This is a genomic window from Gammaproteobacteria bacterium (assembly GCA_021648145.1).
GTDB lineage: Bacteria > Pseudomonadota > Gammaproteobacteria > JAADGQ01 > JAADGQ01 > S141-38.
This window is the reverse complement of sequence record JAKITI010000002.1, coordinates 1-23,624: the sequence shown is the minus strand read 5'-3', so window position 1 is coordinate 23,624 and position 23,624 is coordinate 1. Positions and strand designations below refer to the sequence as shown.

General features: G+C 42.9%; 29 protein-coding genes. 16 read left to right on the top strand and 13 right to left on the bottom strand.

All coding sequences use genetic code 11. The features are described 5' to 3' along the window. Positions 1 to 34 precede the first annotated feature (34 nt). From ccmI to ccmA, 9 genes are read right to left on the bottom strand one after another with little or no spacing between them, the layout of a single operon-like run. On the bottom strand, positions 35 to 1,300 hold the full coding sequence (gene ccmI / locus L3J70_01250) for a c-type cytochrome biogenesis protein CcmI (GenBank protein MCF6235000.1): 1,266 nt from the start codon (positions 1,298 to 1,300) through the stop codon (positions 35 to 37). Next, on the bottom strand, positions 1,297 to 1,788 hold the full coding sequence (locus L3J70_01245; protein ID MCF6234999.1) for a cytochrome c-type biogenesis protein CcmH: 492 nt from the start codon (positions 1,786 to 1,788) through the stop codon (positions 1,297 to 1,299). The genes ccmI and L3J70_01245 overlap by 4 nt, the downstream gene beginning before the upstream one ends. Further along, the gene (locus L3J70_01240) at positions 1,785 to 2,318 is read right to left on the bottom strand and encodes a DsbE family thiol:disulfide interchange protein (GenBank protein MCF6234998.1); all 534 of its coding nucleotides are present in this window, start codon (positions 2,316 to 2,318) and stop codon (positions 1,785 to 1,787) included. The genes L3J70_01245 and L3J70_01240 overlap by 4 nt, the downstream gene beginning before the upstream one ends. Beyond that, complete coding sequence (locus L3J70_01235) at positions 2,318 to 4,315, bottom strand: heme lyase CcmF/NrfE family subunit (GenBank protein MCF6234997.1); 1,998 nt, start codon at positions 4,313 to 4,315, stop codon at positions 2,318 to 2,320. The genes L3J70_01240 and L3J70_01235 overlap by 1 nt, the downstream gene beginning before the upstream one ends. Beyond that, a complete protein-coding gene (gene ccmE / locus L3J70_01230) occupies positions 4,312 to 4,758 on the bottom strand; it encodes a cytochrome c maturation protein CcmE (protein MCF6234996.1) in 447 nt (148 codons plus the stop codon). The genes L3J70_01235 and ccmE overlap by 4 nt, the downstream gene beginning before the upstream one ends. Further along, positions 4,748 to 4,921 carry a heme exporter protein CcmD gene (gene ccmD, locus L3J70_01225; protein ID MCF6234995.1) on the bottom strand — a complete coding sequence of 58 codons (174 nt, stop codon included), beginning with the start codon at positions 4,919 to 4,921 and terminating at the stop codon, positions 4,748 to 4,750. Before ccmD ends, ccmE begins: the two co-directional genes overlap by 11 nt. Beyond that, positions 4,914 to 5,669, bottom strand: coding sequence for a heme ABC transporter permease CcmC (gene ccmC, locus L3J70_01220; GenBank protein ID MCF6234994.1), 756 nt, complete (start codon positions 5,667 to 5,669; stop codon positions 4,914 to 4,916). The genes ccmD and ccmC overlap by 8 nt, the downstream gene beginning before the upstream one ends. Positions 5,670 to 5,722: 53 nt before the next feature. Beyond that, positions 5,723 to 6,391, bottom strand: a complete 669-nt coding sequence (ccmB, locus tag L3J70_01215; protein ID MCF6234993.1) for a heme exporter protein CcmB — start codon at positions 6,389 to 6,391, stop codon at positions 5,723 to 5,725. Between the two features lie 3 nt (positions 6,392 to 6,394). Beyond that, on the bottom strand, positions 6,395 to 7,012 hold the full coding sequence (gene ccmA / locus L3J70_01210; protein MCF6234992.1) for a cytochrome c biogenesis heme-transporting ATPase CcmA: 618 nt from the start codon (positions 7,010 to 7,012) through the stop codon (positions 6,395 to 6,397). A gap of 138 nt (positions 7,013 to 7,150) precedes the next feature. Between ccmA and L3J70_01205 the strand changes: the two genes are divergently transcribed. The 3 genes from L3J70_01205 (at position 7,151) to L3J70_01195 (ending at position 9,460) form a co-directional block, all read left to right on the top strand. Beyond that, positions 7,151 to 7,834: a YggS family pyridoxal phosphate-dependent enzyme gene (locus tag L3J70_01205; protein ID MCF6234991.1), complete on the top strand. Its 684-nt coding sequence runs from the start codon at positions 7,151 to 7,153 to the stop codon at positions 7,832 to 7,834. A 220-nt stretch (positions 7,835 to 8,054) separates the two neighbouring features. Next, on the top strand, positions 8,055 to 8,882 hold the full coding sequence (proC, locus tag L3J70_01200) for a pyrroline-5-carboxylate reductase (protein MCF6234990.1): 828 nt from the start codon (positions 8,055 to 8,057) through the stop codon (positions 8,880 to 8,882). A gap of 5 nt (positions 8,883 to 8,887) precedes the next feature. Beyond that, positions 8,888 to 9,460, top strand: a complete 573-nt coding sequence (locus tag L3J70_01195) for a YggT family protein (GenBank protein MCF6234989.1) — start codon at positions 8,888 to 8,890, stop codon at positions 9,458 to 9,460. A 30-nt stretch (positions 9,461 to 9,490) separates the two neighbouring features. Here the strand turns inward: L3J70_01195 and L3J70_01190 are convergent, their stop codons facing one another. Further along, positions 9,491 to 9,922 carry a polymer-forming cytoskeletal protein gene (locus L3J70_01190; GenBank protein ID MCF6234988.1) on the bottom strand — a complete coding sequence of 144 codons (432 nt, stop codon included), beginning with the start codon at positions 9,920 to 9,922 and terminating at the stop codon, positions 9,491 to 9,493. Beyond that, positions 9,844 to 10,758, bottom strand: a complete 915-nt coding sequence (locus L3J70_01185; GenBank protein ID MCF6234987.1) for a peptidoglycan DD-metalloendopeptidase family protein — start codon at positions 10,756 to 10,758, stop codon at positions 9,844 to 9,846. The genes L3J70_01190 and L3J70_01185 overlap by 79 nt, the downstream gene beginning before the upstream one ends. Positions 10,759 to 10,986: 228 nt before the next feature. On the opposite strand from L3J70_01185, the gene pepN reads away from it, so the two are divergent. The 7 genes from pepN to rpoH all read left to right on the top strand — a co-directional run bounded on the left by pepN (position 10,987) and on the right by rpoH (position 18,860). Beyond that, positions 10,987 to 13,641 (top strand): aminopeptidase N, encoded by a 2,655-nt coding sequence (gene pepN / locus L3J70_01180; GenBank protein ID MCF6234986.1) that lies wholly within the window; start codon positions 10,987 to 10,989, stop codon positions 13,639 to 13,641. 19 nt (positions 13,642 to 13,660) lie between these two features. Then, on the top strand, positions 13,661 to 14,497 hold the full coding sequence (locus L3J70_01175; protein ID MCF6234985.1) for a sel1 repeat family protein: 837 nt from the start codon (positions 13,661 to 13,663) through the stop codon (positions 14,495 to 14,497). A 4-nt stretch (positions 14,498 to 14,501) separates the two neighbouring features. Next, positions 14,502 to 14,936, top strand: coding sequence for a YcgN family cysteine cluster protein (locus L3J70_01170; GenBank protein MCF6234984.1), 435 nt, complete (start codon positions 14,502 to 14,504; stop codon positions 14,934 to 14,936). Positions 14,937 to 15,061: 125 nt separating this feature from the next. Beyond that, positions 15,062 to 16,066 (top strand): signal recognition particle-docking protein FtsY, encoded by a 1,005-nt coding sequence (gene ftsY, locus L3J70_01165; GenBank protein ID MCF6234983.1) that lies wholly within the window; start codon positions 15,062 to 15,064, stop codon positions 16,064 to 16,066. Positions 16,067 to 16,072: 6 nt separating this feature from the next. Further along, positions 16,073 to 16,747 carry a cell division ATP-binding protein FtsE gene (gene ftsE / locus L3J70_01160; GenBank protein ID MCF6234982.1) on the top strand — a complete coding sequence of 225 codons (675 nt, stop codon included), beginning with the start codon at positions 16,073 to 16,075 and terminating at the stop codon, positions 16,745 to 16,747. Beyond that, positions 16,744 to 17,811 (top strand): permease-like cell division protein FtsX, encoded by a 1,068-nt coding sequence (ftsX, locus tag L3J70_01155; protein MCF6234981.1) that lies wholly within the window; start codon positions 16,744 to 16,746, stop codon positions 17,809 to 17,811. Before ftsE ends, ftsX begins: the two co-directional genes overlap by 4 nt. A 209-nt stretch (positions 17,812 to 18,020) precedes the next feature. After that, positions 18,021 to 18,860, top strand: coding sequence for an RNA polymerase sigma factor RpoH (rpoH, locus tag L3J70_01150; GenBank protein MCF6234980.1), 840 nt, complete (start codon positions 18,021 to 18,023; stop codon positions 18,858 to 18,860). A gap of 36 nt (positions 18,861 to 18,896) precedes the next feature. On the opposite strand, the gene bioD is transcribed toward rpoH, so the two are convergent. Next, positions 18,897 to 19,577 (bottom strand): dethiobiotin synthase, encoded by a 681-nt coding sequence (gene bioD / locus L3J70_01145; protein ID MCF6234979.1) that lies wholly within the window; start codon positions 19,575 to 19,577, stop codon positions 18,897 to 18,899. A gap of 150 nt (positions 19,578 to 19,727) precedes the next feature. On the opposite strand from bioD, the gene L3J70_01140 reads away from it, so the two are divergent. The 6 genes from L3J70_01140 (at position 19,728) to L3J70_01115 (ending at position 23,156) form a co-directional block, all read left to right on the top strand. After that, positions 19,728 to 19,994, top strand: a complete 267-nt coding sequence (locus tag L3J70_01140; protein ID MCF6234978.1) for a transcriptional regulator — start codon at positions 19,728 to 19,730, stop codon at positions 19,992 to 19,994. Then, on the top strand, positions 19,991 to 20,272 hold the full coding sequence (locus L3J70_01135) for a type II toxin-antitoxin system RelE/ParE family toxin (GenBank protein MCF6234977.1): 282 nt from the start codon (positions 19,991 to 19,993) through the stop codon (positions 20,270 to 20,272). The genes L3J70_01140 and L3J70_01135 overlap by 4 nt, the downstream gene beginning before the upstream one ends. A gap of 264 nt (positions 20,273 to 20,536) precedes the next feature. Further along, on the top strand, positions 20,537 to 20,965 hold the full coding sequence (locus L3J70_01130; protein MCF6234976.1) for a GNAT family N-acetyltransferase: 429 nt from the start codon (positions 20,537 to 20,539) through the stop codon (positions 20,963 to 20,965). Between the two features lie 257 nt (positions 20,966 to 21,222). Continuing rightward, on the top strand, positions 21,223 to 21,600 hold the full coding sequence (locus L3J70_01125) for a WYL domain-containing protein (protein ID MCF6234975.1): 378 nt from the start codon (positions 21,223 to 21,225) through the stop codon (positions 21,598 to 21,600). Positions 21,601 to 21,678: 78 nt separating this feature from the next. Then, positions 21,679 to 22,107: a hypothetical protein gene (locus L3J70_01120; protein ID MCF6234974.1), complete on the top strand. Its 429-nt coding sequence runs from the start codon at positions 21,679 to 21,681 to the stop codon at positions 22,105 to 22,107. A 161-nt stretch (positions 22,108 to 22,268) separates the two neighbouring features. Next, complete coding sequence (locus tag L3J70_01115) at positions 22,269 to 23,156, top strand: hypothetical protein (protein ID MCF6234973.1); 888 nt, start codon at positions 22,269 to 22,271, stop codon at positions 23,154 to 23,156. A 291-nt stretch (positions 23,157 to 23,447) separates the two neighbouring features. Here L3J70_01115 and L3J70_01110 read toward each other — a convergent pair. Further along, the coding region (locus L3J70_01110) for an IS1 family transposase (protein ID MCF6234972.1) at positions 23,448 to 23,624 on the bottom strand (177 nt) is incomplete at its 5' end.

Genomic DNA, 23,624 nt, shown 5'->3' with positions numbered 1-23,624 from the left:
TTTAAAACAATAACAAGAAACAGACATCGAAGAGTCAGGGGATCACCTTATTAATTACGATATTAATACCATCAACACCGACAGCCACCGCATTACTGCTCCCCTCAAGATCACCTGAAGCAGGTACAGCGTCACCACTTTTTGAAATACGTGCAACAATCTCGACTTTTTGATGATTAGACAGGCGTGCTGAAGGCATCAATGACATTGTATCATCCAGTCGAAAATCAATAGGTAAGTCTGTGAGTGGCTTTCTAAAAACAGCAACGGGCACACGTGATCCATCGACAGGTTTTGCGAAAACAAACAGCACCGAATTTTCACCCATTAATTTTTCCAATTCAGAAGAAATTGTCACGGAGCCTTCTATAAAAGCGCCTCCCACCACTGGAGCGGCTTGGGCTTGTGTTTCACTGGGTTGAACCTGGCCACCATTTTTTACAATATATTGCTCAGCTTGAGCAATACTGCCTGCAATAGAGTTCGCACCTTGCGAACCTGGAGCCATTAAAGCTTCAAGTTTACGCCAGTATTGCACTGCGCCCTGAAAATCACCTTGATCAAACGCACCTGTTCCCATTAGCCACAAACCTTTCTGATGGTTAGGGTTAATTTCCAAAGCACGTTGCACTAGGCTCATCGGCGAACCTTCCAAACTTTCATTATTAGCCATTGCCAGCGCATCAGCATAATCCACCAGCAAATTAGGATCAGTCGGTGAAAGTTTAGTCGCCTCTGCAAATGCAAATGATGCGCGATCGTAACGCTGTAACGCACTATAAGAACGAGCCAACATCACCCAACCATCCAGATCATTTGGATTTTCTTTTAATTTTTCAGCAAGACCCGTCACCATTACTTCAATTTGATCGGCGGTCACACTATGGTCCCCTTCAGCCGATTCACCAACGACTTTCTGTGACTGCGGCTCCATTCCATCGGGATTGCCTATGAATTGATACAGATAAATAGCTAGAATAGGCACCGCCACTGCTAAAATAATCGCTGTTTTTTTCGATGGCTGATTATTTTCAGCAATGGCAACCTCATCACTTTGCTCAACGTCATCCAGCAAACGACTTTCCAGTTCGTTACGAGCCGTCTGTTTTTCTGATTCAGTTAATACACCTTGCTCCAAGTCTGCTTCCAGCTCAGTCATCTGATCTTTATAAACAGAGATATTAAGTGCTCGTCTTTCCAAACCCACTTTATCAGGGCTAGAACGAAGCAAAGGAAGCACAGTAAACAGTAACGCGACAACAACTAAAAGTGTTGCAATAAAACCAAACAACCACATCATTTTTTATCTTCCTCTTCATTCAGCAACGCTTGTGCTCGCTGTTGATCCTGTTCGGACAACGGTGTCGTGACTGTCGCTTGCTTGCGCCGATTACGTAAACTATAAAACAATAACACCGCCCCCAAAACTAAAAATAGTGCGGGGCCAAACCATAAGAGAAACGTTGTTACATTTAGGGGCGGATTGTAACGTACAAAGTTCCCATAACGATCAACCAGATAGTCAACAATTTGTTGGTCACTCCACCCCTCCTTCATCTTATTACGTACTTCATCACGCATATCAACCGCTAAATCAGCATCAGAGTCAGCGATTGTTTGATTTTGACAAACCAAACAACGCAACTCTTCAGATAGCGCCATAACACGCACCTCCAAGACAGGATCATCAACCAGAGGCGTTGCCTCTTTTGCAAAAGCGACTGAAGACCATAAAAAACAAAAAGAGAGCACGAACGAGCAACTCATTAAGATACGCTGCTTTGTCATAAAGAGAGCTCCTGTACCATCGGTTTAATTATTTGTTCGATATCATCAGGCACAACTGGCCCGATAAATTTATGACGAATAATACCTTCTTTATCAACAAGATAAGTTTCTGGCACACCATACACCCCATAATCAAAGCCCACTTTCCCTTCAGGATCCTGCCCACTCAGCACATATGGATTACCAAACTCACGCAACCAACGAATACCATCTTGCTGCGTATCTTTATAGTTCAATCCATAAATTGGTAAAATATTTTGCCGTTGCAACTCCATCAAAACAGGATGTTCTTGTCGGCACGACACGCACCAAGATGCCCACACATTCAAAAGCCACACCTTACCGAGCATCTCTTCTTTAGAAAATCGAGCCTCAGAGTTATGCAGTTGTGGCATATCAAAATCGGGGGCAGCCTTATTCACAAGTGGTGAAGGAACTTCACGTGGATTTAACGACAAGCCTTTAAATAAAAAAACAACGACACCTAAGAATAGAGCCAGAGGAAGCAGGTATCGCATTGAAGACTTCATTAACTTTTCACTCCTTCAGCCATACCCATTTCTGGCACAACAACCTTTTTTTTGTTTTTGCGTTGAGCCAGCCGGTATCGGCGATCACTCACCGCCAAGAGGCCACCCAGTCCCATCAAAAAACAACCCATCCACAACCAGCTGATAAAAGGTTTGTAATAGACTCGTACAGCCCAAGCCGTTCCGCCTAATGAATCACCCATAGAGACATAAAGATCCCTAAAAATACTTGAATCAATGGCAGCTTCCGTCATCGGCATTGTTTGAACATTATAAATACGCTTTTCAGGATGCAACATAGTCAATACCTCTCCATTCTCACTCACTTGAATTAAGCCGCGACTCGCACTGTAATTCGGCCCTTCAATATTTTCGATACCTTCAAACTTAAACTCATACCCTCCCATTGTGAGCGTATCACCTATATCCATGCGTACATCCTTCTCAATCTCATAACCTGAAACCAAGGTTATACCAATGACACCAATGGCCACACCAATATGAGCTAATACCATACCGAGATAAGAGGCTGTTAAGCTACGAAATCCAGCAACAAAACTACGATTCCCAGAGCGCCCAACAATACGTTGCCATAGACCGTAAAACGTTGTTGTAATCACCCAGATTGCAACCAACAACCCCAAACAGACCATGATTGAAAAGTGCCCCATCATAAAAGGGATCACAATAGAGAGCAGCAAGCTCAAAATAAACACCCAGCGCAAGCGAATCATCAACTCAGCCAGGTTGTCATGTTTCCAGCGTACCAGTGAACCTAAACCGCATAGAAAAACCAGTGGTAGCATTAATGGCACAAACACTGCGTCAAAATAGGGAGGGCCAACTGATATTTTTCCTAAATTCAATGCATCTAATAGTAGTGGGTACAGTGTTCCTAACAGCACCATTCCTGCCACAACAACCAACAACACATTATTTGTCAACAACATGGTTTCGCGTGACGACCAATGAAAAGCTCCCCCCATACCTACTTTAGGAGCACGCCAAGCATAAAGTGCTAACGAAGTTCCAATGACAGTAACAAGAAATCCAAGAATGAAAACACCGCGTTCAGGATCGGTTGCGAACGCATGCACAGAAGTTAGCACGCCAGAACGTACCAAAAAAGCTCCCAACAGACTCAAGGAGAATGTAAGAATCGCTAACAAAATAGTCCAGTTTCTAAAGCAGCCTCGTTTTTCAGTGACCGCCAGTGAATGGATTAATGCAGTCCCCACCAACCAAGGCATGAATGAAGAGTTTTCAACAGGATCCCAGAACCACCAGCCGCCCCAACCTAGCTCGTAATAGGCCCACCAACTGCCCAAACCAACACCAAAAGTCAGAAAAACCCACGCAATGGTTGTCCAAGGGCGAGACCAACGCGCCCAGGATGCATCCAGTTTTCCACCGAGAAGCGCAGCGATAGCAAAGGAAAATGCGACAGAAAAACCGACATAGCCCATATAGAGCATAGGAGGGTGAAAGATCAGACCAGGGTCTTGTAACAATGGATTCAGATCACGACCATCCAATGCGGCAGGCAGCAAGCGCTCAAATGGATTGGATGTCAACAATACAAACAGCAAAAAACCCACGCTAAGAAGACCCATAACACCTAACACGCGCGCGACCATTTCCTCAGGTAAGCTACGACTGAACATGCTGACAGCTAAAGCCCAGGCAGCCAATAGCAAAGCCCACAGTAACAACGACCCTTCATGACCGCCCCAAACGGCTGCAATACGATACTGCAGAGGCAACTGTGAATTAGAGTTCATTGCCGCATATAAAACAGAAAAATCATTAACAATAAAAGCATACGTCAGACAGACAAACGCAATGGAAACCATCAAAAATTGCCCTAATACAGTCGATCGTCCCAAATTCATCCAGACCCTTCGACCCGTTGCCGCACCAATTAATGGCAATGTCCCCTGAATCAAAGCCAGACAAAGCGCCAATATTAATGCAAAGTTTCCAATTTCAGGAATCATAAGTCATTACTCTCCAGTTTTTTCTTGCTTTCTTCCAGTGCATCCGCAACCTCAGGAGGCATGTAGGTTTCATCATGCTTTGCAAGTACTTCATCTGCATAAAATAGACCACCCTCACCTAATTTACCTTGCGTAATCACACCCTGCCCCTCTTCAAACAGGTCAGGTAAAATACCGGTATAACTGATCATGATGCTATTTGCATTATCCGTTACACTAAAATGCACCGTTAGACCTTCACCAGTCTGCTGGACACTGCCGACTTCAACAATACCACCCAAACGAAACACACTATCCTTTGGTGCACTTCCCGCAGCCACTTCGGTCGGTGAAAAAAAGTAGGATAAATTTGAATCAAGCGCTTTAAATACCAGTGTTGCCGCAACAGCTAAACCAGCTAAACCAGCCAACACAAAGATCAAACGTTTATGCCTATTTTTCATTTTTCACCTCTACCTCTAAACGAATCATACGACCTAACCTTTGAAAAATAGTTCGCTTACGCTGGCGTACAGCGACTACTTCTATCAATACACATAATGCAAATACACCAAACGATCCCCACACATAAAAGGCATAACCGCCCATCGCAAAAAATTCAGTCATGCTGTTTTCCTCCAACCAACTCTTTCACCCAGGTTGTATTACGCTCACGTTCAAGCACAATGCAACGTGCCCGTGCATAGACCACTGCAATTGTGTAAGCCCAACATGCCAGCGTCATTACAATCAATGTCCAGAACATGATTAAAGCCATTGTCGGCGCAGCATTCAAGCTGATGGATGCCCCTTGATGCAGCGTATTCCACCACTTCACAGAGTAATAAATAATCGGAATATTCACCACACCAACCAATATAAGCAAAGCACCCGCCCGATCCGCGCGGCGCGAATCACTAATTGATGACTGTAATGCCATAAAACCAATATAAAGAAACAATAGAATCAGCTCAGAAGTCAAACGCGCATCCCATACCCACCAAGTCCCCCACATCGGTTTTCCCCAAAGGGCACCGCTCCATAACGCGATAAAAGTAAACATCGCCCCTGTCGGTGCCAACGCAGTCACCATCATGTATGACACTCGCGTGTTCATAACAAGGCCGACTGCCGCCCAACAGGCCATTACGAGATAAATGAACATTGACATCCAGGCTGCAGGCACATGAATAAAAATAATACGATAACCTTCGCCTTGCCGAAAGTCGGTGGGTGCGACAAAAAAGCTAAGATAAAGCCCTGCCACCCCCAATACAACAGCAAGCAGCGCAGCCCATGGAACAATGCGCCCAGCCAACACATAAAAGTTAGAAGGCGCTGAATATTTAAACCAATTTATTGAGCCTGAAGCCATACTTTATCCAAAAAAACTAATATAGAGTGCTTAAAAACCAAAAAGTGCCATACTTATTCCATCGAAATTCGCAAAGCAGCCGCTGCAGCCAAAGGCGCAAAACATAAAGCCATGATCAAAATAGCACCTAACAAATAAATATGCCCCTCTGCACCAAGACCTGAAACACTCGCTTCAACGGCACCTGCACCGAAGATTAACACAGGAATATAGAGAGGCAACACCAGCAATGAAACAAGCACTCCACCTCCACGCACACCCAATGTCAGTGCTGCACCAATCGCCCCAATCAGACTTAAAACGGGAGTTCCCAGCAACAATGTCAACAAAAGAACTGTGATGCCTTCACTAGAAAGATCATATTGAACACCTAATAAAGGCGCAATTAATACCAGAGGCAAACCCGTCACCAACCAGTGCGCGATCACTTTACCTAACACCAAAAGAAACAGTGGCTGAGGAGTCAACATCATCTGCTCAAGTGAGCCATCAGCATAGTCATTTGCAAACAATCGCTCAAGCGCCAACATTGAAGCCAAGAGCGCAGCAACCCACATAATTCCTGGGGCAATCAGACGCAAAATATCAGCATCAGGCCCAACACCTAAAGGAAACAGGCTGACAACAATAATAAAAAAGAAAAGAGTCGTAAAAATATCTGAGCGACGACGCAGAGCCAACAATAAATCACGTCGAATCACACACTGGAATGCAGCAAACATCTGTTATGACCCCAGCTGAAGTTGACGAGTTTGGCCGGAAGTAAGCCGAACATCTTGATGCGTCGTCAAAACCACCAGACCGCCACTCCCCAAATGTGAGCTAATCACTCCTTGCAAGTGATCAACAGCCGCCTTATCCAAAGCGGTAAAAGGTTCGTCCAATATCCATAGTAGAGATTTGCTGAGTAGTAGGCGTGCAAGTGCAACGCGTTTTTTTTGCCCTTGGGAGAGCATTCCGGTCGGCAGATCTTCATAGCCCGACAAACCCATCTCTTTAAGTGCGCCCCACTCTCGGTTTTTATCGGAGTCTACACCGTCCATAATGGATAACACATGCAGGTTTTCAACACCCGTCAAATCATCTTTAATGCCATTATTATGGCCAAAATAGGCCACGTCCTTACGATATTCATCACCAAGAGAGTGAATGCTCTTTTCACCCCAAAGTATTTCACCTTGAGAAGGGGTTAACAAACCACAAAGTGTACGCAGCAACGTTGTTTTACCACTGCCATTATGCCCATGAACATGCAATAGCTCGCCAGCTTCCAAAGAAAAATCGAGCGATGAAAACAGCTGACGGTCACCACGAACACACTCCAGCCCAGTCACTTTCAACATTAAAACCACACATCCCAAATTCAATTTGGCGTAATTATACATCACGCGGACAATTTGCGCCCATGGAACCACGCACGAAATAACTTGAACAATTATGATCGACAAAAAAAGCAACGAATGATATAAACAAGCTAATCTATGAATACGATTACAGCTCGCCTAAATCAGGTCAGACAACGCATTAATGTCGCAGAAAAGCGCTACAACCGCCCTCTTGGCTCGGTTTCTTTACTCGCCATAAGTAAAACCAAGCCCACCAGCGCAGTATTGACAGCATTTAATGCGGGGCAGCGCCTCTTTGGTGAGAGCTATTTGCAAGATGCCTTACCGAAGATTCGAGCACTTGCAAATTACGATATCGAATGGCACTTCACTGGCCCGATCCAATCAAATAAAACCCGAGCCATTGCGACTCATTTTTCCTGGGTGCACAGTGTTGATCGCATTAAAATCGCACAACGCCTTAATGATCAGCGCCCTACAGAGTTAAAACCTCTCAATATCTGTTTACAGATTAATATGAGCCATGAAAAAAGCAAGTCCGGCATACACCCTGAAGAGTTATTTCCAATGGTCGAAGCATTATCACTCATGCCAAACATACGGTTGCGTGGTTTAATGGCTATCCCAGAGGCCACAAAAAATAGAGAGAATCAACGCAAATCTTTTCGCCAACTAAAAAGCTTGCAACAGACGCTCATTAAAAACGGCTATTTACTCGACACGCTCTCAATGGGCATGTCTGGAAATTTTGAAGCCGCAATCGCAGAGGGCGCAACAATTGTTCGTATTGGTACAGCCCTGTTTGGCCGTCGAGATTAAAAACAAAAAAATTAATAGCACTCACTGCAACAAACTTGTATCTTTAAGATCAAGAATGCAATAACATCCAAAATTGTCACATGATTATGGCATGCCCTTGGGGGCAAGCGCGTTCAAACAGACGACACATCGCCATGCTATACCACCCTCTTGAACAACGCATGAGAAAGGTACAAAAACAGGCCTATCTTGAATACATAAAACTCACAACCCTTAGCTTATGAAAAATATAAAAATTACATTTATTGGCGGCGGCAACATGGCTTGCAGCCTGATTGGTGGCTTACTTAGCGATGGCTACTCTCCAAAAAAAATATATGTTTCAGATCCGGATAATGAGCGGATTGCTGCGCTTCATGTCAACTTCCCAGGAATCAACACCACAAACTCAAATGAAACCGCCGCCCAGCACGCTGATATTGTTGTATTTGCTGTAAAACCACAGATATTCAAATCTGCTGCACAAACGCTTGAAAAAACTCTAAGCACATCAAAAGCACTTATTGTATCAATTGCTGCTGGCATTAAAGAAGCTGATATAAACAAATGGCTTGGCAATCACCACCCAATCGTCAGAGCGATGCCCAACACGCCAGCATTCGTTCAAAGTGGTGCGACAGCACTTTACGCCAACACCCATACTTCGACAGAGCAACGCAACCAGGCGGAATCAATTATGCGTGCCGTCGGCTTGACTTTATGGGTTGACAATGAAGAGCAGATGAATGCAGTCACTGCAGTATCCGGCAGTGGCCCTGCTTATTTTTTTCTTATCATGGAAGCCATAGAAAAATCAGGAGTCAACCTTGGATTAACTCAGGAAACAGCACGCTTACTCACGCTACAGACAGCATTCGGTGCAGCAAAAATGGCACTGGAAAGTGACGAAAACTGTGAAACATTACGTGCACATGTCACCTCACCAGGCGGCACAACAGAGCAAGCAATAAATACATTAATTGACGGAGAAATTTTTGCCGTGTTTGATAACGCTCTTAAAGCAGCCCACACACGATCCATTGAGCTCGCAAAAATACTAGGAGATTAAATTCAGTGGAATACCTTTCAAACTCAGGTGTTTTTTTAATTCACACCCTATTCGGGCTTTATATTCTAATCATCATGCTACGCTTTCTGCTTCAATGCGTACGCGCTGATTTTTACAACCCATTTTCACAGTTTTTGGTCAAAGCAACCAATCCACCGCTGTTGCCATTAAGGCGCATAGTACCTGGGTTTCTAGGGGTTGATATGGCCGCTGTTGTTTTAGCTTATCTGCTCACAATCGCTGAAATAGCACTGACAAGCACACTAGGGCACGGCGTAATTCCAGCGATCACTGGCCTATCTATTATGGCTTTTGCCGATTTACTATCGCTGACCATCAATATTTTTCTATTTGCCATTTTAATACAGGTTGTTCTGAGCTGGGTCAGCCCACAAACAAACAACCCGATAACAGGTCTGCTCTACAGCTTGACAGAGCCTATTATGGGGCGAGCGCGTCGCATCATTCCGCCAATATCAGGTCTGGACCTTTCACCGATTGTAGCCATTATTTTTCTGCAACTACTTAAAATGCTCTTAGTGGCACCCATCTCTGATATTGGAAGATCACTGAGTTAAAAAACTGCTCAGAATATTTCGTGTGCGTGCCTAAATCGCTTTTAGCTTTTTCTCCGCGACCACTGAACTATCTTTTAATTTGGCTAGATTTTCCCTTAGTGATACTTCATCAGACTTTATCAGTGCTTCTCCTTCGAAGATCCCACCTTTTTCAATCGTAAAGTCTTTGGCAACGACTTTAGCAGCCACCTTTCCTGAAGCGAGTATCTCTACAGTCTCGGCTGTTAATGTTCCATTTAATTGCCCACTGACGATAATCGAATTCGCATGAAATTCTCCCGCTGCAACACCATCCTTGCCAATCGTAATGACACCGTTTGATCGAACAGTCCCGTCAAACTCCCCATCTAAATGAAGGTTGCACTCAATATTGATCTCACCTTTTATTTTTGTGCCGTTTGCAATAACTGTTGCGGCAACTGAAACATTGGTCGTGTGATTGCTTGAACTAAAGATGGCCATTTTATGTACTTCTCCTTGGAAAAAATGGATTCATAAGATTGCATATCCCATTGAATAAAGCTCATGGGATCAGCTCGCCTTTGAATATACCTAATTTCATAATGAAGGTGAGGAGCACTGCTTTTCCCGCTATTCCCACTCAGTGCAACCAAATCACCTTTTTGAATGAAATCACCCTGCTTAACTTCGAATCCGTTCAAATGCCCATAAAATGTCTTAAACCCATAATTATGGCTAATAATAAGTAGCTTTCCATAACCACTCTGTTTATGAGGCGCAGCGTATTCCACCACCCCATCAGCTGTTGAAAAAACTTCCGTATTCATTTTTGCGCGTAAATCAACACCACCGTGCTTCTCTTCGACACCTGAAAGAGGGTGAATTCTTTTACCAAAATGGCTCGTGACGATCGTCTCACCCAAAGGAGAACCACTCGGTATATTTTGAAATACAACCGCTTTTTCCGCAGATGTCAGGCTAGCCAATTCAATACGGCTTGCAACATCAAGATGCCCTTGATACTTGAGCCCAACCATCTCTTCAATATCGTCCAACTTCAAACTCAACACATCCAGCTCTTCAGCTTTATCAGCAACATTAAGCTTCAGACCTGTATTTTCATTCAATAACTGTGCAACTTCCTGCTGAATTTCAACTTTTTTATCTTCCATAGCAGACACTTCACTCTGCAAAACCAAAATCATCGTTATGCCAATCGCAATCACGACAAAAAGAAATGAAGCCAAGTATAAAGCCAGCTTTTGAGCAATTTTATGCGTAGTGTAGTGTTTAGACCCATTAACGTCTGTAATGGTTATTGTTAATCTATCTTTCATATGCTTATTATTATACTTTGAACTCAATTGCTTGACCGACAGATACTAGATCTACCGACCGCTATCAAACACCCTGCGGAGCCCCGTTGCATAACTCTACTCTAAAACAGGATAAAAATCATGGGCAATGTCACATTAAAGTTTATTTTTATACAATAACTATTTTCGACCATTACAGATTAAAACTGATAGAGTAACCAAAAGTTGATGACGATCAAGGGATAAAGAATGACGAATAGAAAACCCCACACCACTTACCTCAAAGACTATAAGCAACCTGACTACCTCATTCATTCAGTTCACCTTCATTTTGATCTCAAAGAACATTCCACAAGAGTGACATCCAAACTCACTCTAACGCGTAATGGCGAACATCAACGGTCACTACAACTCATGGGTCAGACGATGGAGTTATGTCGCATCATATTAGATGATCAACCCTTAGAATCAAATAGATACCAAATAGATAACGGGCAGCTAACCATTACACAGCTACCGGATACATTCACCCTTGAAATAGAGACCTCAATTCAGCCTCAAAACAACACATCCCTTGAAGGCCTATATAAATCAAACGGTATGTTTTGCACCCAATGTGAAGCTGAGGGTTTCCGTAAAATCACTTACTTCCTGGATCGTCCCGATGTCATGGCGGTTTATACAACAACCATTGTGGCAGATAAAAAGCGCTACCCCGTTCTGCTATCAAATGGCAACAAAACAGATCATGGTGAATTAGAAAATGGTCGTCACTGGGCAACATGGCATGACCCATTTCCAAAACCCTGCTATCTATTTGCGATGGTCGCAGGTGACCTCGTCAAGATCGAAGACCAATTCACCACTTGCTCAGGCCGAGTGATTGATCTGCATATTTTTGTTGAAGCGCACGATGCCGACAAGTGCGATCACGCCATGCAATCATTAAAAAATTCGATGAAATGGGATGAAGAAACTTTTGGTCTTGAATACGATCTTGATATCTACATGATTGTCGCCGTGGGTCACTTCAATATGGGTGCAATGGAAAATAAAGGACTCAATATATTTAATACCAAATGCATTTTAGCCAAACCCGAAACTGCCACTGATAACGATTATGAACGCATTGAAGCGGTCATTGCACATGAATATTTTCACAACTGGACAGGTAATCGAGTCACCTGTCGTGACTGGTTTCAGCTCAGCCTTAAAGAAGGCCTAACTGTTTTTCGTGACCAGCAATTCTCTGCTGACATGGGCTGCCGAGCTGTCAAGCGCATCAACGATGTACGGATGTTACGTTTATGGCAATTTACTGAAGATGCCGGACCAATGGCACACCCAGTACGCCCCAGCTCATACATAGAGATCAGTAATTTTTATACGATGACCATCTATGAAAAAGGCTCTGAGTTGATTCGCATGATGCACACACTGCTGGGCAAACAAAAATTTCGCCAAGGAATTGACCTCTACTTTGAACGCCACGATGGCCAGGCTGTGACGATAGAAAATTTTGTAACAGCAATGGAAGATGCCAGCAGCATTGATCTTGAGCATTTTAAGCGGTGGTATGAAATTTCCGGCACACCACAGCTCGATATAACAAGCGACTATGATGCTACCGCGCAGAAGTTTACGTTAAACATCAAACAATCTTGCCCTGACACCCCCGGTCAAAACAATAAACCCCCTTTACATATTCCCGTTGCTGTCGGTTTACTGGACAAAGATGGCAATGACTTACCCCTTCAACTAGAAAGTGATAATGATAATAAAACATCACCCCAAACGACTCGATTATTAGAGCTGCATGACCATGAAAATCAGTTTCACTTTATAAATATTCCAGAGCACCCCACCCCATCACTACTCCGAGGATTCTCCGCTCCTGTCAAACTCAATAGCAACTTAAGCGATGAAGATCTCATATTTTTGCTGACACATGACCAAGACACCTTCAATCGCTGGGAGGCTGGCCAACAGCTTTTTACCAAAACAATTTTAAATCTGATCGAACAATATAATAGTAGTCAAGCGCTCACACTGCCTGAAGGCTTGATTGATGCCATTGCCAAAACAATCAATAATGAGACTCTTGATAAAGCACTCATTACTGAGATCATCACACTGCCCTCAGAAACCTATCTGGGCGAGCAGATGGCCACCATTGATGTCGATGCAATTCATCACTGCCGTCAGTTTTTAAAGCAGACATTGGCTCGTGAGCTGAAAGATACACTGCTTTCCATCTATCAAAACAACAGTGACGACGGCTCCTATAAAAACGACACACAAGCCATTTCTCAGCGAAAAATCAAAAATTGTGCTCTTGATTATTTAATGCAGTCAGGTGACAAAAAAATCATCAAACTTTGTTGTCAGCAATTTTCTCAGGCAAAAAACATGACTGATGCGATTGCCGCACTCAGTGCGCTTACTCAGCGTGACTGCCCAGAACGAAAAATTGCACTCAATACATTTTTTATCAAATGGCGTAATGAAGCACTCGTACTGGATAAATGGTTCACACTTCAAGCCGTTTCAAGCCTGAAAAATACTTTTAATAATATTCTACGCTTAATGACCCATGCAGCATTCGACATCAAAAACCCTAACAGAGTTCGATCATTGATCAGCGCATTTTGCAATAGCAACCCAATTCACTTTCATCGTGCTGACGGCCAAGGCTACCAATTCCTTGCCGATAAAGTGATTGAATTGAATAACATCAATCCTCAAATTGCGGCACGACTGCTGGGGGCATTGACTCGCTGGCATCGATACGATAAAAACCGCCAAGCTTTGATGAAAATAGAATTAGAAAGAGTAATCAAGACCGATAACCTTTCCAAAGATGTTTATGAAATCGCCAGTAAAAGCCTGAATATATCACCTTAAGAATACAAAAGGATACCGCATGAAATTTAAACGGACACTCGCCCTGACAGCACTATTGATTGCAGGGCAATATACATTTGCAGCGCCACCACCCGATGCAGACCCCGTTACAGCGGATCGACAAAAATTAATACAAACACTGGAAAGGCAAGTGAAAGCAGGCAACCAACATGCCCATACCGAACTTGGAATTCAATATCTGTTTGGTGATTTTATCAAGGCCGATCCAAAACGTGCATTGCAACTACTCAGTGTATCCGCAGATCAGGGCGATGCCCGAGCACAAACAGCCCTCGCCCATATGTACAGTCAAGGCATTGGTGTGACTAAAAATATGAAGTCAAGCCTTGACTTGTATAAAAAAGCAGCTCAAACAGGCTATGCGATTGCACAAAGCAAATTAGGATATATATACAAAGAAGGGCTCGGAGTTCAGGCGCAGCCAACTGAAGCTGCAAAATGGTTACAAAAAGCCGCACAGCAAAAAGATACATATGCCCAAGCCAACTTAGCTCACCTTTTTGAAACAGGAACAGGCCTGCCCCAAGACTATGAAAAAGCAGCCCACTGGTATTTACAGGCCGCTCAAAATAATCATATTGGTGCACAAAACAGGCTGGCCGCACTCTATCAAAATGGGCAGGGTGTCACTAAAAATATAAAGACAGCCTATATGTGGTACACCATCGCTGCGGTCTGGAATGACAGTGAACATCAAGGCTTACAAGAAGGTGACCCTAGAATAAAGTTGAGTGCTCTGCTCAAACAAAATGAGATTGATGAAGCCACCAAAAATGCTGAAGAGTGGTGGATGAAGCACTACAAAGTACAGGATGGCGAACAACCATTACACTAACTTCATGAACAATTTTTGGCAAAGCAAAGCTCTCACAGAACTTTCAACTGAAGAGTGGGAGTCACTTTGTGATGGCTGTGGCTTATGCTGTCTGCACAAGCTGGAAGACCATGAAACAGGGGATGTTTTTTACACTCGCGTCGCCTGCAAACTACTTGATACAGAGCGGTGCCACTGCAAACATTATGAAACACGCACCCAACATGTTGCCGACTGCTTGACCTTAACAGCAAACAACATTGCCGACCACCCTTGGCTTCCAGAGAGCTGCGCCTATCGTTTGCTGTTTGAAAGCAAGCCTCTTCCCGCATGGCACCCTCTCATTTCAAAGAGCTCAGCATCCGTTCATGAAGCTGGAATATCTGTTTCAGGCAAGGCTGTTTCGGAAGCCGATATTCACCCTGATGATATCGAATCTTTTATACTCTACCCTGACTAATAAAAAGAGATCAGTTTTTACATTGGATGCGTATTCTTGCCCATATTTATCTATAAAATGATAGGATAGAGCCTATTTAATTACATCCGACTAAATAAAACAATGCACAGTGAGACTCAAAAAATATGTTTGGTTTCATAAAGAATAAATCGACTGATAAAATACCCGAACTTCCCCCTGAACAAGCAATACAAGTTGTACAGGAAAAACCTGAAAAAAGTGGTTTATGGTCGCGCCTTAAAGGTGGCTTAACCCGCACACGTTCAGGGCTCACTGACAGCCTTTCCAGTTTAGTGCTGGGTAAAAAAACGATTGATGATGAGTTATTTGAAGAGATTGAAGATTTATTACTGAGCGCGGATGTTGGCATTGATGCGACGGGCGCGATCATTGATGAACTCACAAAACGGCTGGCTCGTAAGCAACTCAAAGATCCTGAATCGCTCATGATTGCACTGCGTGAAAACATGCAGAGCCTTCTTGAACCGAGCAGCCAACCCCTCGTGATTCCAAAAACGGGCAAACCATTTGTCATTCTAATGACCGGCATTAATGGTGCAGGAAAAACCACCACAATTGGCAAGCTGGCAAAACGTTTTCAGGCTCAGGGGCTTTCTGTAATGCTCTCCGCAGGTGATACTTTTCGTGCGGCGGCCGTTGAGCAGTTACAAGTTTGGGGGGAACGCAATGATATTCCTGTCATTGCGGGTGCAACAGATCCCGCTGCCGTCGCATTTGATGGGTTACAAGCAGCCCAGGCACGCAATATTGATGTACTGATTGCTGATACGGCTGGACGGCTGCACACTCAATCCAACCTCATGGAGGAGTTGAAAAAAATCAAGCGCGTCATGGGCAAAATAGACCCAGCCGCACCACACGAAGTCATGTTGATTATTGATGCTGGAACAGGCCAAAACGCACTTGCACAAGCTGAGCAATTTAATAGCGCGATCGGGCTGACTGGAATCACTTTAACCAAATTGGATGGCACAGCAAAAGGGGGGATTATTTTTGCAATCGCCAAGAAAACAGGCTTACCCATCCGCTTTATTGGTATCGGTGAAAGTATTGATGATTTACGTGAATTTAATGCGGCAGAATTTGTAGATGCCCTGTTTGAAAAATAACGCACAATGATTCAATTTGATAATGTCAGTAAACGCTACACCAGCGGCCATATTGCCCTGGAAAATATCAGTTTCCAGCTTGATACAGGAGAGATGGCTTTTCTAACAGGTCATTCTGGTGCAGGAAAATCGACTATCATGAAGCTGATCGCCCTGATTGAACGTGCCAGCGGCGGGCAAATTATGGTTAATAACAAGAATCTATCACGCATCAGCCGTCGTGGAATTGCTCATCACCGGCGAGATATTGGTGTTATTTTTCAAAACCACAAACTGCTTTATGACCGCACTGTGTTCGATAATGTTGCCTTACCACTCATCGTCGCAGGCCAACATCAACACGATATCACCAGCCGAGTCAGAGGCGCACTCGACAAAGTTGGACTCCTGAGCAAAGAAAAACTTTATCCGATTACACTTTCAGGTGGTGAACAGCAACGTGTCGGCATCGCACGCGCAGTGGTTCACAAACCCCCCGTTTTACTCGCGGATGAACCCACAGGCAACCTCGACCCAGAACTTTCAAAAGAGATCATGAACCTGTTTCAACAATTCAACCAAGTGGGCGTTTCCGTATTGATCGCCACCCATGATCTTGAATTAGTCAAGCAGATGAAACAACGTGTATTAACTCTGGAGCATGGCAAGCTGATCTATAATTCACAGGTTGCAGCAGAATGATCAAAAAAAGCTCACAAAATAGAACGCACCGAAAAAACAGCCCAGAGCGTCGCAACACAAAAGTGCAAAAGCAAGGAAAAAATCAGCACAACCTTCGTGAACGCCGCTCAAACAGCACATCAATTACCCAAGTTATAAAAAAAGCATCATTATTACCCTGGTTACTCCGTCACCTTCAAGTCTTTTTTTATACACTGGGGCAAATATGCCGCCAACCATTCGCCAGCTTGCTGACTGCCGCAGTCATTGGCATCGCTCTCGCATTACCCACAGGCTTTTATGTATTACTAAAAAATGTACAACAAGTCAGCTCATCCATGGATGATGTCACCCAAATATCACTTTTCCTAAAAAAACAGATCAATGAAAAGCAGGCTCAGCAACTCTCCAGCCGCCTTCAAAAAATGCAAGAGATTGAATCAATAGAGCATATTTCTCCACAAGAAGCACTCCAAGAGTTTCGTCAATATGCAGGTTTCAATACTGCACTTGAAGTGCTGGATGAAAACCCGTTACCCAGTGTGTTGGTCATTAATCCGATTGATCGCTTTGCCACACCTGAAGTCATAGGTTCGCTGCTAGAGCAACTGGAAACAGCACCCGAAGTTGAAAGCGTACGGCTTGATATGCAATGGATTAAACGCTTGAATGCTCTATTGGAAACCAGCCAGCGAGGCGTTTTGATACTTGCCGCACTACTGGCAATGTCTGTTCCTCTTGTTGTTGGAAATACAATACGCCTCGCAATCAACAATCGCCGTGACGAAATTGAAATCACCAAACTCATTGGCGCAACAGACGCTTTTATTCGTCGCCCCTTTCTTTATAGTGGGCTTTGGTATGGTTTATCAGGAGGCATTATTGCCTGGTTACTGGTCACAAGTTCCTTCGGGCTGCTCAGCGCCCCTGTCGAGCGCCTGTCACTGCTTTATGACAGCGCATTTATACTTCATGCTCTGGATTTTACAACCTCACTCAAACTACTTATTATCAGTGCACTACTGGGGTGGCTTGGTTCATGGCTGGCAGTTGGCCGCCATTTACGAGAAATTGAACCTAGCTAAAAACTGAACTTTACCCAAGAATGTGCACTCTTACTGTTCGAGTGTTAACATATAAATATAATAAATTTAAAGACGAATCTTATTAAAGCCGTCAAGATTAACCCATTATTTTTCAAGCCTGAAATGTTCAAAGAGTGTTACAGAAGCTGTTTTTTGAACACACCCTATTAGAATTAGTGAAAAAGGAATACCATTCTGTGAACCAATATATGCCAATGACACAACCCCTTTCAGCAGATAGCCTGGATGCCTATTTAAGAAAAATATCTCACATTCAAGTGCTCAGTTCTGAAGAAGAAAAAGTACTGGCGTTACGTTTACAAAAAGATAACGATCTGGAAGCGGCGCGTCGCCTGATTATGTCTCACCTGCGCTTCGTTGCACATATTGCTCGCAGCTATAGTGGTTACGGGCTGTCTCAAGCAGACTTAATCCAGGAAGGGAATATTGGTTTGATGAAGGCCGTTAAGCGCTTTGACCCCAGCATGGATGTACGCTTGATCTCTTTTGCCGTGCACTGGATTCGTGCTGAAATTCATGAGTTCATATTACGAAACTGGCGTATTGTAAAAGTTGCGACCACTAAAGCACAGCGCAAACTGTTCTTTAATTTACGCAAGTCAAAAAAGCGTTTAGGTTGGTTTAATCAGGAAGAGATTAATACAGTGGCTAAAGACCTAGGGGTTTCACCTGAGGTTGTTGTCGAAATGGAATCTCGTATGAGTGGACAGGACACTTCATTTGATCCCTCAACCAACGATAACGAAGACACTCACACAGCACCCGCCTCTTACCTACAAGACAGCTCACAAGAGCCTGCCGCTCTGCTTGAGCATGATGACTGGAAGTCACACCATACAGATAAACTGTATCGTGCTCTCAGTAAGCTGGATGAGCGTAGCCGTGATATTTTAGGTCGGCGCTGGTTAACTGATCAAAAAACAACACTGCAAGAGCTGTCTGAGAAATACCAAGTATCCGCTGAGCGCATTCGACAGCTGGAAAAAAATGCGATGAAAAAAATCAGGCTAAATATGCTGGAAGCATAATTCAAACCGCAGACAGCAACCAGTGATTGCTGTCTTCTACCCTTTTTGTAAAATCGCCACATCCAGGCAATCAGCAACACACTCAACATTCAACTGATCCATCCAGGGCACAACACCCAGCAAAGGAGCTTTGATACGCTGCCTGATGGCTTCAATATTTTCATTAAATCTCAAAGAACTTTCTTCAATACTGTTAGCCACCCAGCCCACGACATTTAACCCATCACGAATAATCGCTTCATAACTCAAAAGCGCATGATTAATACAGCCCAAACGAATACCAACAACCAATATCACTGGCAATGCCAATGTATGCGCTAGATCAGCCACTGTCTCCTGATCATTCAAGGGCACTTTCCACCCACCGACCCCCTCAACCACTACATAATCTGCCTGAGATTCAAGACAACGATAATGTTGCATTATTTTTTCGCAAGAAATAACCTCACCAACATCAGATGCCGCCAAATGAGGCGCTATTGCAGGGACAAAAGCAAAAGGATTTACATTCTCATAGAGAAACTTTTGTGAAGCCTGCTCCATTAATAAGCCTGCATCCTCGTTACGCAAGCCCTCAGGCAATGGTTTACACCCAGATGCAACGGGCTTCATTCCAGCCACACACCGCCCTTGTTTTTTGAGTGCCACCATCAACCCTGCACTCACCCATGTTTTTCCAATGTCAGTATCCGTACCTGTTACAAAAACCCCAGTCATAAACAGACTCCAAAATCTATATCATACACTCTTATAATTATTAAAAGTGCTCCAGCGGATTCACGACGTTATAAGCTCATGCCAAACATTGAGCTTCCATAAACATCAAGATACAATGTAATACAAATCATTACTAATATAGGTGAAGTCATGGGTGTTACAAGTATTAGATTGCAACCTGAAATAGAAAGTCCTCTTGAAAATTTGTCTGTAAAGCTAGATAGAAGTAAAAATTACCTAATAAATCAGGCCATTAAAGAGTTCATAGAACGTAAAAGCACTGGTGAGCAGCGATGGGCTGAAACCCTTGGTGCTATTGAGTCAGTGAAAACAGGCAAATTAGTCGAAGAAGCGAGTGTAAATAAGTGGCTTGAGAGTTGGGGAACAACGAATGAGCTTAAGCCACCAAAAACATGAAAATCACATACACGCCTGAAGCTATTAGAGACTTGATTCGCTTGAGAGAGTTTATAGAGAATAAAAATCCACAAGCAGCACAACGAGTTGCCGAAACCATAAGGAACAAAATACAACAACTAAAAACTTTTCCGCTTATGGGTGTTGAAGTTGAAGAGGCTCCTGACCCTGAAATGATTCGAGATCTGATTATGGGTCATTATATTGTGCGTTATTTAGTGCATTCCAACGAAGTGCATATTCTGCGAATATGGCATCACAAAGAAAGGCGCTTATAACAAAATTCTCCAACGGGTGTGCTAAAACGTCCATCAGGAAACATGATGCAAGTGAAGATTCGACCCGCGCGAAACAAAGACATCCCTTTCCTTGGTTGGGTGATGTTTACGGCTGCGCGCTCTCACCTCGCCGAGTCGCCTTGGAGCGTGATTTTCCATGAACCCGAAGCACGAACCCGAATATTGTTGGAGCGCATGTCTCAAATCCCAGCCCTGCCTTGGTCCTACGTTTCAAAGTTCTGGATTGCCGAGGTGGACGGGGTGGTGGCTGCTGCCATGTGTGGGTTCGCACCATTAACTGAGAGCTCCCCCGTTTTGGCTGAGTTGGAGCTTGATGTTGCGAAACAAGAGTTCAACTACTCCGAAACACGTCTGGCCGGAATCCGCAACCGCCTCACGATTGCAGCGTTAGGGTTTCCTGAAGATCTACCCGATACCTGGGGAATTGAAAACGTTGCCGTCCTGCCGAAATTTCGTGGCAAAGGGTTGCTTGATCGCCTGTTTGAGCACACCCTTGAAGAGGGGCGGAAGAGAGGCTTTAAACGGACGCAGACCCTGTGTTTGATTGGTAATGAGCCAGGTCAGAAAGCATTTGAACGCAACGGATTCAAGGTGCTGGCCCAGAAGACAAGCCCAGCGTTTAATGAGCTGTTTGGAACTCTCGGTGCTAAACTGCTTGTTCAGGATTTATGACCAGGTTCGGCCGCGACAGCTCTAATCTGCCTGTGCGACAGTGAACTCTGACAGATTCCGTATAGTTCAACTGTTAGAAGCTTGGCAAAATTTAAAGCCAAAAGATTGCCTCTCACCAAAGGGTCGGTAAAAATAAAGGACTGTACAGATTTATACGATCTCAGAGATTATGGCTCTATGTGATTTGTAGTGGGTAGCTGTCATAATCTACGACGTACTCAGATTCTAAGGAAAGGACTCCGCCTAAGAAAATTGATTTGACAGGAGCAGATATTCAATTCGATTATAAAAATAAAGAGAATGTAAAAACGACAAGGATAGTGAACGTTAGTACAGCTTGGGAGGATGCTGGCTTAGTTTATTTTAAAGGGCATTGTAGGCTTCGGAATGAACCTAGAACTTTTAGGCTAGTTGGTGTTTCTGGAAACATGATTAACACTACAACTGGTGAGAGTATTGATCCTAGAGAAATAAAACATATAAATGAGTTCCGAAAGTTTATAGAACCAACGCCAGTAGTACGTCGAGTAGAAAATATCGGTTCTTCTGACCCAAAGAACAAGAAATCTAATTTTGGTATTTTAGTCTTGGGTTTAGTTTTAGAGTTGGTTTTGGTAGTGGTTTTTATTATTTAGTTGCATGCGTGAAGTCGCTTCTAAAAATGCTCCATTGGACGTGGCAAAGCGTCATGAGCATGGTGTTAGGCAAAAAATATGAATTTATACGCTTTAGCCATTGGAATTGTTATCGCAATTTATCTGGTAATCAGATTTCGAAAAATGAGATTAGAGAATAAAAAATGGGCGTATTCAGTAGTTCTCGCAACATTTCCTGTGTACTACTGGGTGTTTGCTGTATATGCTTCAGATTATGATGCTTTAGCAATCGAAGTAATTATTGGTTTCGTTTTTTTCGCAATAGCCTACATGGCATATAAGTTAAATAGTTTTATGGGGCTGTTACTTTTGGCTATTGGTTACATTGCTCATGCAGTATATGACGTAGCACATAATTCATTTTTTTATAACCTTGGCACACCTCAATGGTGGCCTGAACTTTGTGGAGCCGTTGATATTTTAATTGGCCTATACTTGGTTTTTTTTGCTGCTTCAATGAGGCAAAGGAAAGCTAAAATTTCCTAATAATGAGATCATGCAGAAAAGAAAAAACTCAATAAATAGGCTATAAGTAGTTTTATCAAAAAAGCCTAACAAAATTCTCCATTGGCGTTATGCATCTTAAAGTTAAATGTCTCCGACAAAGCCGGCGGTTTACCTTCTTAATTATTACAAGGAATAAAAACATGTTCAAAAAAATACCTTGCTTAGTGGCTATTTTATTTTTAACTGCTTGTGGAGGAGGAGGCTCTTCCTCGGAACCTACCACTAACACATCTCATGAGGAATCTTCTGTTGGTAAGTATGCAGAAAATATTTCTTATGCCACAACCGAAATCGTAAAAAGAGCAATAGCATCTGAAACATCACCGATATCATTGAGAAGTTCAAGGACAAGTGGTCAGAACGATGAAAAAATTGAGATGCAACGAATGGGTTTAGAGTCTATTCGAGCAGTTGAAACAGAAACAGAAATTGGTGACTGTGGAGGGCTATTGACTACAAGTACCACTGTGACAAGGCCTGATAATGAAGAGCAAATATTTCCTTTTTCAACCAAAGTTACATTAGACTACCAAGACTATTGCACAGGTGAGAATGGGAATAATATAATATTCAACGGTACTTTTTTGTATGATTTGAGCTACCCATCAGATAGTGAGTATTCATTCATATATAGATACAATATAAGTTACCAGTCAAATATACCTTTCTATCCTTCGGGCATAATTTCTGAAAATGAAACTTGCATTAAAGAAAAAGATAAACAAGCAGTGTGCACATCATCATCGTTATATGAAGACTCTAATGGTGAAGAGTATGTTTTTTCAGAAGCCGAAATTGAAGGTTCGGCAAGTTCGGGTTATAGCGTGTTAGGCATAATTTCGGATGAAAATAATAATCGTTACGATGTTAATGTTTCAAATTTTACACAATGCGATAATGGAAATGTCCAAACAGGAATAATTGAGATAAAGCTGGATGATGGCAAAATTATTCATATAAGTTTTCCAAATTGCAGTGAATGTATTATTACTTATCAGGGGAGAGCCGAAATATTTCCTCAAAATTAATTTTATAAAATTTATATAAAAGCGGGTTGTTGATATGTAGCCTTTGGCAATCCGCTGGATTCACGATGTTGTGCAAAATTTTATATAGGTACTGTTTGTTTTTCAGTCCATAGTCGTTAAGTCATATGGAATAAAAGTAATCAGCAGATAGAAAAAAACTAATTTTGGCATGTTTATAAGTCAAATGTACTTGTGCTATTAATTGGAAAAGTATAAATCGGTGATCAGGAATGTATGTCAATTTATCATTTACCCAACTATTGAAAAAATGGTGGTGGATCGAATTTGTCGTTAAGCATGAATGTCCACACCGAATTCGATTTTGTTAATCAATAAACCAGTGACAATATCATGCATTTTTTCTGACTTTGAAAAACAAATTGTTTTTCGTGTCAGTCGCTTAATCCATGTTCTTAAGTTTAAATTCTTACGTTCAATCTTTTGAGTATTACGTTTTCCCACTTCGTG

Excerpts from the sequence above, each read along its gene's own strand:
- L3J70_01235 (MCF6234997.1), bottom strand. The coding sequence starts at position 4,315 with ATGATTCCTGAAATTGGAAACTTTGCATTAATATTGGCGCTTTGTCTG.
- L3J70_01170 (MCF6234984.1), top strand. The coding sequence starts at position 14,502 with ATGAACAATTTTTGGCAAAGCAAAGCTCTCACAGAACTTTCAACTGAA.
- proC (MCF6234990.1), top strand. The coding sequence starts at position 8,055 with ATGAAAAATATAAAAATTACATTTATTGGCGGCGGCAACATGGCTTGC.
- ftsY (MCF6234983.1), top strand. The coding sequence starts at position 15,062 with ATGTTTGGTTTCATAAAGAATAAATCGACTGATAAAATACCCGAACTT.
- L3J70_01245 (MCF6234999.1), bottom strand. The coding sequence starts at position 1,788 with ATGACAAAGCAGCGTATCTTAATGAGTTGCTCGTTCGTGCTCTCTTTT.
- L3J70_01240 (MCF6234998.1), bottom strand. The coding sequence starts at position 2,318 with ATGAAGTCTTCAATGCGATACCTGCTTCCTCTGGCTCTATTCTTAGGT.
- ccmD (MCF6234995.1), bottom strand. The coding sequence starts at position 4,921 with ATGACTGAATTTTTTGCGATGGGCGGTTATGCCTTTTATGTGTGGGGA.
- ccmA (MCF6234992.1), bottom strand. The coding sequence starts at position 7,012 with ATGTTGAAAGTGACTGGGCTGGAGTGTGTTCGTGGTGACCGTCAGCTG.
- ccmI (MCF6235000.1), bottom strand. The coding sequence starts at position 1,300 with ATGATGTGGTTGTTTGGTTTTATTGCAACACTTTTAGTTGTTGTCGCG.
- L3J70_01135 (MCF6234977.1), top strand. The coding sequence starts at position 19,991 with ATGAAAATCACATACACGCCTGAAGCTATTAGAGACTTGATTCGCTTG.
- L3J70_01175 (MCF6234985.1), top strand. The coding sequence starts at position 13,661 with ATGAAATTTAAACGGACACTCGCCCTGACAGCACTATTGATTGCAGGG.
- ccmB (MCF6234993.1), bottom strand. The coding sequence starts at position 6,391 with ATGTTTGCTGCATTCCAGTGTGTGATTCGACGTGATTTATTGTTGGCT.
- rpoH (MCF6234980.1), top strand. The coding sequence starts at position 18,021 with ATGCCAATGACACAACCCCTTTCAGCAGATAGCCTGGATGCCTATTTA.
- L3J70_01120 (MCF6234974.1), top strand. The coding sequence starts at position 21,679 with ATGAATTTATACGCTTTAGCCATTGGAATTGTTATCGCAATTTATCTG.
- L3J70_01190 (MCF6234988.1), bottom strand. The coding sequence starts at position 9,922 with ATGGCCATCTTTAGTTCAAGCAATCACACGACCAATGTTTCAGTTGCC.
- pepN (MCF6234986.1), top strand. The coding sequence starts at position 10,987 with ATGACGAATAGAAAACCCCACACCACTTACCTCAAAGACTATAAGCAA.
- ccmC (MCF6234994.1), bottom strand. The coding sequence starts at position 5,669 with ATGGCTTCAGGCTCAATAAATTGGTTTAAATATTCAGCGCCTTCTAAC.
- ccmE (MCF6234996.1), bottom strand. The coding sequence starts at position 4,758 with ATGAAAAATAGGCATAAACGTTTGATCTTTGTGTTGGCTGGTTTAGCT.
- L3J70_01205 (MCF6234991.1), top strand. The coding sequence starts at position 7,151 with ATGAATACGATTACAGCTCGCCTAAATCAGGTCAGACAACGCATTAAT.
- L3J70_01140 (MCF6234978.1), top strand. The coding sequence starts at position 19,728 with ATGGGTGTTACAAGTATTAGATTGCAACCTGAAATAGAAAGTCCTCTT.
- L3J70_01115 (MCF6234973.1), top strand. The coding sequence starts at position 22,269 with ATGTTCAAAAAAATACCTTGCTTAGTGGCTATTTTATTTTTAACTGCT.
- bioD (MCF6234979.1), bottom strand. The coding sequence starts at position 19,577 with ATGACTGGGGTTTTTGTAACAGGTACGGATACTGACATTGGAAAAACA.
- ftsX (MCF6234981.1), top strand. The coding sequence starts at position 16,744 with ATGATCAAAAAAAGCTCACAAAATAGAACGCACCGAAAAAACAGCCCA.
- ftsE (MCF6234982.1), top strand. The coding sequence starts at position 16,073 with ATGATTCAATTTGATAATGTCAGTAAACGCTACACCAGCGGCCATATT.
- L3J70_01185 (MCF6234987.1), bottom strand. The coding sequence starts at position 10,758 with ATGAAAGATAGATTAACAATAACCATTACAGACGTTAATGGGTCTAAA.